Annotated in this window: 6 protein-coding genes; 3 read left to right on the top strand and 3 right to left on the bottom strand. The window is 48.9% G+C overall.

The window, feature by feature from the left end; genetic code table 11:
- Both NZM04_10455 and NZM04_10450 read right to left on the bottom strand, forming a co-directional pair.
- Positions 1 to 1,116 (bottom strand): hypothetical protein (locus NZM04_10455; protein MCS7064435.1); only part of this gene is annotated, 1,116 nt, incomplete at its 3' end.
- A gap of 458 nt (positions 1,117 to 1,574) precedes the next feature.
- On the bottom strand, positions 1,575 to 2,390 hold the full coding sequence (locus tag NZM04_10450; protein MCS7064434.1) for an SDR family oxidoreductase: 816 nt from the start codon (positions 2,388 to 2,390) through the stop codon (positions 1,575 to 1,577).
- Positions 2,391 to 2,513: 123 nt separating this feature from the next.
- On the opposite strand from NZM04_10450, the gene tatA reads away from it, so the two are divergent.
- Positions 2,514 to 2,804, top strand: a complete 291-nt coding sequence (gene tatA / locus NZM04_10445; protein MCS7064433.1) for a twin-arginine translocase TatA/TatE family subunit — start codon at positions 2,514 to 2,516, stop codon at positions 2,802 to 2,804.
- A 12-nt stretch (positions 2,805 to 2,816) separates the two neighbouring features.
- Positions 2,817 to 3,836, top strand: coding sequence for a DUF4126 domain-containing protein (locus NZM04_10440; GenBank protein ID MCS7064432.1), 1,020 nt, complete (start codon positions 2,817 to 2,819; stop codon positions 3,834 to 3,836).
- Positions 3,837 to 3,855: 19 nt separating this feature from the next.
- On the opposite strand, the gene NZM04_10435 is transcribed toward NZM04_10440, so the two are convergent.
- Positions 3,856 to 7,236: an alpha-amylase family glycosyl hydrolase gene (locus tag NZM04_10435; protein ID MCS7064431.1), complete on the bottom strand. Its 3,381-nt coding sequence runs from the start codon at positions 7,234 to 7,236 to the stop codon at positions 3,856 to 3,858.
- 156 nt (positions 7,237 to 7,392) lie between these two features.
- On the opposite strand from NZM04_10435, the gene uvrA reads away from it, so the two are divergent.
- Positions 7,393 to 11,701: excinuclease ABC subunit UvrA (uvrA, locus tag NZM04_10430; protein MCS7064430.1), on the top strand; the 4,309-nt coding region annotated here is incomplete at its 3' end.

Below are 11,701 nucleotides of genomic sequence, written 5' to 3'. Positions count from 1 at the left end.
ATTATTGGTGATGAGATATCGAACAGACCATTGTGAAAGGTGGTCGAGGGTTTGTTGATCAAGGGGAGCTGTCCAATAGGCGTCGTAGTTTAATTCAGCACAGACCCTGTGGTTGTTACGATTAAGTAGAGCATCGAAGCCCCCGAAGCCGTCGACTGTGTATAGAGTGGGAAAAGAAAAGCCGTAGAGGATAGATGGATCGTATGCGGTGAGGATATTCCCGATGGGTTCGTATGTGAGGATTCGGCCATTTTTGAGGGTGTCAATAGGAATGAAAGAATTCCTTTGTGGTTTGGCATATTTGGTGAGGTTGTAGTCAATTCTAAAAAACATAAGCAGGATGAGGTTGATGGATAGAGCTGTGAATAGAAGCGTGGGCATGAGGGTGAGGAACGGTGTTTTGAGCTTCTCTATGCAAGGGAGTAGGAATAATGCGATAAGCGAGATGCCAAAGAAAATCGCATAGGGATAGATGCGTAACGGCCAGCGAAAGGTGCCGAATCCCGGGATTGAGTAAAAGTATCTATACCAGTCTGAAACAAGGAGGGTTGAGAGTAGGATGAGGATAAAGTATGGCCAGAGACGGCGCACATGTTGAGGAGATAGCACAAGGGCTAGAATTCCAAGGGGGACTAGTGGCCATGAGCAGGCGTGGAAAAGCATGGTTGAATCGACAGTTAAGAAGAAACGAGGTTTGAATTGACCAATTTGCGCCTGTAAGAATTCAGACCAGTTGACCGTGAAATGAAGGATTTCTTCTAATGGAAGTTTGCCTTCAGGCCTGAAAACGGACGATCGAGTGGCCTGATACAGGGGGATGAGGAGAGGTAATGCAATGATAAGCGATAGGACAAGAGCTAGTGTGAAATAAATAATTATGCTTTTGGGAGATGCATTGCGCGCTTTTTTGAAAAGGTAAGAGAATGTATATAGCGACGAGAAGACAAAAGTGTAGAAGAAGTTGGAAGCATTGCCTTGGAGTAGGCAAAGGCCTTGAATCAAAGAAAGGGTAAGAGTGTTGCGGAAGTTAGGTTTTTGAATCAGATGATGAGTGAAATAGAAAATGGCGGGTAAGTAAAGGGCGAGAGCCGAGACAAAATTCCACTGGCGGCTCATTAGGATAGTGTATGGAGAGAAAACCCAGCACAGGGGCAATAAGATACGGTAGATCGGAGGAAGAGATAGCGTTCCTAACCATTTACACATAAAAACAGACGCTAAGCAGAGATGAGCGATAACTACGAGGTCAATCGTGTGATAAAAATCACCTAAGATTTTTTCAGCTATGAAACTGGCAATATAGTGCAATGGGTAAAGGGTGCCTGGTTGTCCCTGAGCTAGATGGGGGACACCGCAATATTGATGAAAATTGAAGAGGGTAATTTCGTGATGTTCTGTAAGCGCGCGGTAATTATGGTAGTAGTGAGGGGTGAAAAGAGTAATGTTGTCGTCATGTAGAAAGTAGTTGAACTCAAATATTTGGAAAAGTATCAATATAATAAAGGTAATAGCAAATGATACGGTCGAGGGGCTCTTAATGGTAAAGTTTTTCATAAGTGAATAGGGAGGAATCTTCAGCGTGGAATGGCTATTCGGAAGAGTCTTAAAGTAAGGACGTGTGGAGCGTAACGCATCAGGGCAGCGATGAGACGGACGGTGCGTCCTGGTGTGCACAAGGGGCGGTTGTCGTGGAGTGCCTCGAGAGCTTGTTGAATTGAGGGAGAGAGAGGTTGGGTGAGCCAGTCTGGGGCGCGTCCGGCGTCGGGTGGGGCGTCGGGGCGTTGAGCGGCTTGACGAAATTCTGTAGGAATAGGACCGGGGGCGAAAAGAGAGACATGAATTCCTTGATGGGCTAGCTCTGCATGAAGGGCTAAAGTCAGTGAGTTAACGTAGGCTTTTGTGGCAGCGTAAAGGGCAAATGTAGGAAGTGGCATGTGGCCTGCAATAGAGCCGACGTTGAGGATGAAGCCTTTACGTTCTGCAAGCATTTTGGGGAGAAGGGCGTGGGTGAGGGAGAGGAGGGCAGTGGTGTTAACGTGGTGTTGTGCTAGGATACGTGCTGGCGGACAGGTGGCAAAAGTGCCGTAATCGCCTAAGCCAGCGTTATTGATGAGGATATGAGGCGATGTGTTGAGTTGGTGGAGGGCAGGGAGAACAGTGTGTTCAACAGAGTTAGGCAGAGAAAGGTCAGCTTGGATAACGGTGACGTTTAATGAGCTGTGGTGCTTTTCAAGGGTTTGCTTTATGGACTCCAGGCGGTTCCTGCGTCGGGCGATGAGGATGAGTTGGCGAGTGTGAGGGGCAAGCTGTCGTGCGAATTCTTCACCGAATCCGGATGAGGCACCAGTGATTAGTGCTGTTAGATTTTTGAAGCGTGGATAATCGGACATGGGAAGAAGAATATAGGACTGTGAGTTAATGCCAACGTGTTTTGCTCGATTGAGCAGGTTGAATTAAGTAATTGAAACGAGATGGGGCTTGCTAATGAGTGTATGAAGTCCCATTATATGAATATGTTAGAAAATACACTGTTTTGGATCGGTTTTGGGCTGCCCGGAGGACAGGAGTGGTGGCTGATTTTGTTTATCGCTGTGTTGCTCTTTGGGGCTAAGAAGATTCCTGAATTAGCTCGAGGATTAGGTCGAAGTATTGGAGAATTCAAAAAAGCACGGGATGAATTTGAAGCGGAGATCAAAAAAAGCGTAGAGGAGCTTGATAACGCTAAGAAAAATAAAGCTGAATCACAATCCTCCTCTGTAGTAACTCCAGAAGGGACCGTGAGACACGACGCTGACAGAGGGTAATCTAGCTTTTACATGGAAAGCCTTGAACTTTTAGCGGCTACATTGGGGTTATCAGCACTGAGCGGGATAAGCCTTTATTTGACTGTGTTTCTTACGGGTTTGCTGCTGAGTCAGGGGTGGATTACGTTATCACCTGGACTGGAAGCATTGGAGGTGCTCAGCAACCCACTGATTATCACTGTGGCAGGAGTGTTGTATTTTATTGAATTTTTCGCGGATAAGGTGCCTTGGGTGGATTCGCTGTGGGATGTGCTCCATTCTGCGATACGTCCGCTTGGAGCCGTGATCATAAGTCTCGCAGCCTTAGGGGATCTGCATCCGGTGGCACAGATACTAGCGGTCTTGATTTGTGGAGGGGTGGCGACTGTGACTCACTTAACTAAAGCTACTGGCAGATTGCTTACGAATATCGTGCCTGAGCCTGTATCTAAAATTGCCGTCAGTGTAGGTGAAGATGTGATGGTGGCAGGTGGAACGATTCTAGCGCTTACCCATCCTTTGCTGTTGTTTTTGATTTTGATACTTGTGATGACTGGGATTGTGTGGTTTGCGCCAAGACTGATTCGTATGGGGCGGGCGTATTTGACGTTTGTCTTTAATAAGCTTTCTGCTCGTGACGACCTACAGCCCAAACCTTTGGATAAGAATTATCCACCGGCTGTGTGGGAACGGATTGTGCAAGAATTCGGCCCGGGGGCGGAGATAGATTGGGCTTTGCGTGTATTCACAGGGAAGGGAACTGTCTGTGGGGCAAATCATCCTGGGTATATTGTAGGGCTTCGTAGTCCTGAATTTCTTTTCCTTTGGGTGCCTGCTCAGGCCAAATCGAAAATCTCGGCGATTCCTCTTGAAGGTCTTGAATTCAGGGTTCAAAGGGCTTTTCTTTTTGATGAGATCCAAGTCCTTTCAAGAGCAGAAGGCAGTGCTTCGGTTTATCGTGTAAGGAAAGGGGATTATCCGCAGTTGGTTATGCTAGAAAAGATATTATGTCCTCATTCTACAGGCTCAGGAGCAGAATTACAGACAACTTAAATTAGGGTTTCCGATACTATTATTTGGTGGCGCGTAGCCTAAAAAATCCGCGTTGGTTTGAGCCAATGGGGACGCGAGCTCTCACAGAACCGGCTACGGGGTGATTATTATCAAAGATAATCCCAGCGGTGCTCCAATTCTGAAGGTCAGAGGAAAATTCAGCCGTGACAGTTACGTTTGTAAGACCGATGTCAGGATTAGGAAGATATGTGATGGTGAAGAAGTCTTGTCCGTTTATATTTGTGATTGTGGGTTGAGGGAGGCTATCAGCATCGTATTTTTGAGGATCGAGATTAAACGCAAACTCCAGGAGGTTTGGGATTCCGTCGTTGTCGGGGTCTTGGGTGTTATTGGCAGCATTGCTGTCGTTTAGTCCGTTTAAGCCTTCCCAGCGTGCGGTCATTCCATCATTGTCGGCATCGATGGGGTCGGCCAAGCTTGGCTTGCTTCCGCTATTGTATATGTCGAAATGAAATGCGTTGCCGTGGCGAAGAAAGCCTTGCCATGTTTCGAAGAGGTTTTTAACGCCATCGCCATCAGAATCGCGATCTCCATCCCAATCTCCTACGTAGTAGGTTTGATGGTTTAACGGATTCAGGCGTGTCCAGTTCTCTCCGCTTTGCGGAACATTGTCGTAGTTCGTGTCTCCGGGCAGTTGTCCAGAGGGGCCTGGATTTGTGCCAGTACTGTAAAACGGAATTTCTGTATCATCGGGCAGGCCGTCACCGTCGGAGTCTGTAAGATTCTGTCCGTACAAGTTGTAGGTCACTTGGCGTGTGACTCGAGTTACTTTGTTGTTTGCATCCGTTACGACAGCTTCAAAGAAATGTGGTCCGTTTGTGAAAGCACCCCAGAGGCGATCTTCGACTCCGCCTGAGATGTAGCGCCCGTCAAAAATGTGAGTGACAATGCCGTTTGTGCCCGCCAAGCCCACCATTTCGTAGCCGTCCCAGTAAAGTTTGACGTTTGATACTCCTAGTGAGGTTGGAAGATGAAGCCGTGTGATGAAGAACGGCATTTTGAGAACCTCGCCCTCTTTGTGGTTGATTGCGACTGGGGGGCCATCGCGGACGACGGTGAAAGTGCGTGTCGTTGTGGATTGGTTAATGATACTACGTGGATTCCCCCAATCGGCTTCTGTAGCTTTTACAGTGATGGTGTGTGTGCCCGCTGGCAGACCAGATAAGCTGTATTTCCATAGCCCCCGGATGTAACGGTGAGCTGGACGAAACGGCCCGCCGTTTACGGAGACTTCGACAGTGTAAGCGGTGTAATCGGGGTTGTTGATTCGCACAATTGTATCACCTTGGATTGTTCCGTTTGCTGGTGGGTTTTCAATTTGAATACTTGGACCTGTACGATCGACATAGACAACTTTATAAAAAGTCTGGAATAATGGAGGAAGAGTGGAGGGACGCTGATTAAAGCAACGCGCTTGAATTAAGTGAAGTCCCTCGGGGATGTTGGATAAATCTGCCGTAAGTCTCCAATGGCCTGTGGAGAGTTGTGTTGCAGGCATGTAACCGGAGGAGATGATGTTGTTTCCACCGAATGGGTTGATGTTTGGATCGGGATTGAGGTCGCGACCTTGTCCCCAACGAATGATGACACTATCGACTGTGCCATCCGGTGGATTTGTGAAGTGCACGTCGATATTCACGGAGTTAGTCGTAATTCGGGGAATTTGTCTTGGCTTACTGGGAGCGTGGATTCCACCAGGCACAATCCAGTTGATCGTGCCAACTTGGTTATTGCCATTTAGGAAACGTATTGGCTCGCCGTTTGCATCAGCATTGCGAGGGGCATAATAGACCCATCCTTGTCCACCGGGGATTCCGGGTAAGTTACCAGGCACAGTGATGGTGACTTGTCCTCCGCTTACTGTTACGGTGTTAGGATTGTTGCCGCTATAGTCTTTGAGGACGGTGCCGTTTGGGAAAGCGGTTTGTAGCGTGCGGGTTTGAGGAGAACCAGAGTCGTTTAAAGCGACGAGCAAGAGGGCTTCTCCAGGATTCGGCGAATTGTTATTATTTAAGTCATCGTATCGTTCGAAAGCATAGAAATCGCCATCAGACCAGCGTTCCCATTGCTTTCCACGAGCAAATTGATTGCGAACGTAGACCATGTTGGTGATTCGGTTGTGGTAGTCACCAAGTGCTGCCCCATGTCCAGGCAAAACCCAAGTTTTGTTAGCATCCATATTTGTGATGTTGTTACCAGAAAAGTAGACAACGGATTTGCCTATATGTGTGAGGAGCCATGCGTGTGCTAAGTCATTTCGTGCAGGTGGCCCTTGATCATGGCTTTGGACAAAGCGGATTCCATTCAGTGGCCCAAGTCCATCGAAGCTGCCAAGAAGAGAAAGATTCCCACCGAATGCGGGATTTACAACACCGATTTTAAGCGGAAAATCTAGATGCAGCATTTGCGTGCCGAAATCCCAATAACCATACGTGCTTGTGCTGCCGGTAAAGATCTCAGAGAATACAAGGGCGCGGTTGCGACGGATGTCATTTGCATACATCTGAGAGAGATCATTGTTGAAGGGATATCCTCGTCGAGTCGCAAAGTTCCACTGAATATTGTGGTTAAAGCCATTTGAATTCCCTATCTGGCCGTAGAATTCACGAACAACATGCTTCGCAGCATCCAGTCGGGCTCCGTCGTAGTCCATAGCATAGCCAAGCCAATTCACCCATCGGATCAACATCTGACGAACGTTTTCAGATTCATAGCCGTTAAACTGAAAGAATGGATACTTGGAAGGCTGGCCTGGATGCCTAACAAATGGTGCAGGCTCTGGTGCAAAGAACGGCGGGTTATTGATAAAACGGTTATCCGGCTCCGTTTTGATATCGATTAAGCTGACAAGTTCTTCTTGGAACGTTAGTCCAAAGCCGTTCGATATATCGTCATAGCCTGTCATTCGGTTAGCACGTTTCCAACCACCGGGCTGAGATGAATCTTGCCACACATGGAAATCGTTGATCTTCATCCCAGGATAGGTGAAATGGTTGGGACCGTTTCCGTTGTGATTAAAAACAAGGTCAGGGTAGATCAAAATGTCGCATTGATGAGCATTATCCACAAACATCCGCAAACAACCTCGTGTGCCATAGCGCGTAGCAATGGTGCCTCGCTGGGGAATCTCGCCTAGATCAAAACGATCCCACAAACTATATCCGACGTTAGCCCATTTGAGCGTGCCAGCCACAGGAGACTTCGTAGGGGGCGGCGTCCAGATTGCACTGTAACCGGCCTCTGCGATCTCTGGCAGACGCCGATATATTTCCTCCCATTCGCTTTCAAAATAGTGCAGGATTGCTTCTGATCGGCCAATTTCTGTATTCATCCAGATCAAGGCGAAGGTCCAACTAAGAACAGATTTAATTCGTGTCATGGCTAAAAAACGGGTCTGATTTGCTAATATCCTACACAATTGCCTTATATGCAAATTAAATTCTAACGAATGCCTTCCCCGACATCTCCTCGTCAGGCGAAAATCTGAGCCAAATGAATTTGTTTTCCGTCTTCTTAAAACTAGCCTATCTAATCGATGGCACATGATTTTATCCGCGTCGAGGGGGCTAGAACGCACAACTTAAAGAACATCAGCCTCTCGATTCCTCATCACAAAATTACCGTGCTCACGGGCCCAAGCGGTTCAGGGAAATCCTCTCTTGCGTTTCACACCCTTTACGCCGAGGGACAACGCCGTTATGTCGAGACGTTTTCCCCATATACTCGTCAATTCCTAGACCGCATGCCCAAGCCCGACGTAGATCGCATCGAAGGCATTCCGCCAGCTATCGCTATCGAGCAGGCCAACGCCGTTAAAACTTCCCGAAGCACCGTCGGCACCATGACGGAAATCGCCGATTATCTAAAACTACTCTTTCCGCGGCTTGCAGTCTTGTATTCTGATGATGGTCAACAAAAAATTCACCCTTACACCCCTCGCGAGGCCTGGGATGAGCTTTGCAAAGCATGGCCTGAAAGAGACTGCATTGTTGTCTTCGAAGTAAAATTTCCTCGACACACCCCATTATCTGAAGCTTTGTCATTTGTTCAAACGCAAGGCTTCACTCGAGTGTGGCTCGATCATGCAGTAGTCCGAATTGAAGAACTTCTCCAAGACGCCTCAAATCTGAATACAACGCTCCACACCCTCCCAGTCGTTCTCGATCGTCTTCGAGTCGCAGCTGAAAATACCTCACGCGCAGTCGAAGCCATCGAGATGGCCTATCACTACGGCCAAGAGACAGTGATTTTCCTTTCCTACGACGCCACAAGTCGGCGCGTAGGGGCTGAAAAACGTTTTACCTCACAATGGCGCGATCCCTACACAGGGAAATCATACCGCGCCCCCACGCCTGAACAATTCACCTTCAATCACCCCATCGGTGCTTGTCCGCGATGTCACGGCTTCGGTCGAGTCATTGAAATCGACTACAACCTTGCCCTCCCCGATCGATCCCTCTCGATTCGACAAGGCGTCGTCAAACCCTTCCGCGGCGAGCAAGGCGCTGAGTGGCAACGCGAGCTGCTTCGTTTCTGCCAAGCACATCGCATCGATGTGGATGCACCGTTCAACAGCCTCCCGCAAGAAGTTCAAAATCTAATTCTCTTTGGTCAAACCGATTCTCATACCGGCTCCAGCCACGCACAGCCCAAATCCATGCCATCGTGGCCCGGAGTTGCAGGTTATTTCCGTTGGCTAGAAACAAAAACTTACAAAATGCACGTTCGCGTCCTACTCTCGCGCTACCGTGCTTATCTCACCTGCCCGGAATGCAAAGGAGACCGATTCGCTCGTGAGACGCTACAATACAAGCTAAATCACCCCACGACGCCACTTACCATCGCCGAAATTAACGCTCTACCTCTTCACCAAGCCCTTCATTATTTTGAGACTCTGTCTCATACAGCTTTGGACGAAGTGTCCCTGCGGTTGACGCAAGAAATCATCACCCGTCTTCGTTATCTCAACCACATCGGTCTCGGCTACCTGCACCTCAACCGCGCATCCCGCACGCTCTCCGGAGGCGAAATCCAACGCGTCAATCTCACCGTTTGCCTCGGCAACTCCCTCGTCAACACCCTCTTCGTTCTCGACGAGCCTACAATCGGTCTGCATCCCCACGATAACGACCGGCTCATCAGCGCTATGCGTCTTCTCCGCGATCGCGGCAATACACTGCTTGTCGTTGAGCACGATGAAATGGTCATCACGTCTGCTGACCACCTCATCGAGATCGGCCCAGGAAGCGGCTTAGAAGGCGGCCAAATCGTCGCGCAAGGCACGCCGTCTGAAATTTTAGCCGACCCTCGCACTCTTACAGCTCAATGGCTCCGATCCGATCGCGCCCCTACACCGCTCTCCACCACAACTGATGCGCCTCCATCGGATTACATCCGTATTCTCCAAGCTCATGCCAACAATCTCAAACACATCAACGTCGATATCCCGTTGGCTCGTTTTGTCGCGGTCACAGGCGTCAGCGGGTCAGGCAAAAGCACTCTCATTCACGAAGTCCTCGTCAAAAACATAAACCGAGTTCGTTCCGGCATCAGCCAAGCTTATGAAGGATGCGAGGCCCTACACGGAGCAGAGAAAATCCAAGATCTCATCATCGTCGATCAATCCCCTCTCACCAAGACTCCACGCTCGAATCCCGTCATCTACAGTGGAGCCTACGAAGCCATACGTCAGCTATTTGCAAGCACCGATGAAGCGATCCGCCGCGGCCTAGATGCCTCCTCGTTCAGCTTTAATAGCGACTCCGGAAGATGTCCGCACTGCCAAGGCGCCGGATATGAACGTGTGACCATGCAATTCCTCGCCGACGTCTGGATTCAATGCCCAGTCTGCAACGGTCGCCGATTTCAAAATCACATCCTGCAAGTAGAATATCGTGGACGAACAATTGATCAAATCCTCGACTTTACCGTTGATCAATCAATCGACTTCTTTTCAAAAACAATCCGCACGCCTCTCTCATCCCACCATTCCAATCCTCAATCTCTTCCTCGTGAACGTCTGCTCAGACAAAAAATAGTTCAAGCCTTGACAGCTCTAGCAGAAGTCGGCCTCGGCTATCTGAAGCTTGGACAGCCCCTCAACCAACTATCTGGCGGCGAAGCCCAACGTCTCAAACTCATGAGCCACATGTCGGGCATAACTTCACCACAAGATGACTCAAGCGAATCCGACGAAGACGAGATAACTGAGAACAGCCAGCCTTCTAACTCCGAAGCCTTAGATTCTCGCTCGACTGATCACAATTCCTTATCCCAAGCCCGTCACAAGCTTCTTATTCTCGATGAGCCAACTACCGGCCTACACTTCCGCGAAGTGCAACTTCTTATTCAAGTCCTACGCAAGCTCGTCAATCAAGGTTACAGCCTCATCGTTATCGAACATCAACTCGACCTCATACAATCCGCAGACTGGATCATAGACCTCGGCCCTGGCGCTGGCGAACACGGCGGAGAGATCGTCGCCTGCGGCACACCCTATGACATAGCAAACCATCCGCAAAGTCTCACCGGCCGCTATCTCTCACAACGTCTTAATAAGAAATCCAGCCCGATCACTCTGACTGCTCCTATTCAGCTCGAAAATCATATCAATGAAGAGCCTTCCAACTCTGCGGCGCGGAAGGCAATCATTTTACGCGGAGCGAGGGAACACAATCTCAAAAATATCAACACACAATTCGAGCTAGGAAAATTTCACGTCATCACAGGCCTGAGCGGCTCAGGTAAATCTACCTTGGCTTTTGACATCCTTTTCGCAGAAGGCCAACGCCGTTATCTCGACAGCTTAAACGTCTATGCGCGTCAATTCGTCGAACAGCTTTCCAAGCCCGATGTGGATCAGATCACAGGTTTGCCGCCCTCCGTAGCAATCGAGCAGCGCCGCTCTCGTGGCGGAGCTAAAAGCACAGTGGCTACAGTGACGGAGATTTATCATTTCCTGCGTCTTCTTTATGCAAAGCTCGGCGTCCCCCATGATCCAGACAATGGAGAGCCTGCCCAAAAAATAAATCCTGACGCACTCGTTGAAAAAATCCTTTCAGAGATCAAAAAGAAAAAAGAGCTCACCATTCTTGCGCCCATTATCAAAAGCAGAAAAGGCTACCATGCAGATGTGGCACAATGGGCGATGCGAAATCAATATCCCTATCTCCGAATCGATGGCAAATGGATCAAGCCGACGCATTTCAAAAAACTCGACCGCTATGTTGAGCATACGATTGACGTCGTGCTCGGCAACGTTTCCTCAAAAAAGACACGCATCGAAAACGAAAAATGCCTCCGGGAAGGTCTGTTAATCGGCAACGGCACGATCTACACCCTTGATAATCAAAAAAACGAAACGATTTACAGTCGCCATTGGTATTGCCCAACGAGTGGGCGCTCCTTCGATGAGCCTGACCCGCGCTGGTTTTCGTTTAATAGTCCACACGGATGGTGTCCAACATGCGAAGGGCACGGTGTCGTAGGTGCTGAAGAACTAGAACGTGAGATTCAAGGGGAAGAGATTAGGCATGAATTGGTTCAAACTTGCCCGACCTGCAGCGGAGAGAGATTGAATGCGATAGCTCGCGCTGTCCGACTTCCTTATGGAAAATGGGGTCAGCGAGAAAGAACTTCGCTACGCAAGGGAAAACAAAAAACACAGGAGAGTTGCGGTCCGCGATTGCCCGAGTTGATGAGACTGCCGCTTACAGAGTTGCAAGCGTATCTTCAGACTATCTCTCTCAAAGGACGCGATGCTCGCATTGCTGCAGATTTATTGAAAGAGATTCATCAACGGCTGAATTTTCTCTGCGAGGTAGGATTAGACTATCTCACCCTTG

This window comes from Candidatus Methylacidiphilales bacterium, from assembly GCA_025056655.1.
Taxonomy (GTDB): domain Bacteria; phylum Verrucomicrobiota; class Verrucomicrobiia; order Methylacidiphilales; family JANWVL01; genus JANWVL01.
Note: the sequence above shows the minus strand (reverse complement) of the source record. Positions and strands in the feature narration are given on the sequence as shown.

What these genes read in the sequence shown, in the direction of transcription:
- NZM04_10440 (MCS7064432.1), top strand. Translation starts at nt 2,817, where the DNA reads ATGGAAAGCCTTGAACTTTTAGCGGCTACATTGGGGTTATCAGCACTG.
- NZM04_10435 (MCS7064431.1), bottom strand. Translation starts at nt 7,236, where the DNA reads ATGACACGAATTAAATCTGTTCTTAGTTGGACCTTCGCCTTGATCTGG.
- NZM04_10450 (MCS7064434.1), bottom strand. Translation starts at nt 2,390, where the DNA reads ATGTCCGATTATCCACGCTTCAAAAATCTAACAGCACTAATCACTGGT.
- tatA (MCS7064433.1), top strand. Translation starts at nt 2,514, where the DNA reads ATGTTAGAAAATACACTGTTTTGGATCGGTTTTGGGCTGCCCGGAGGA.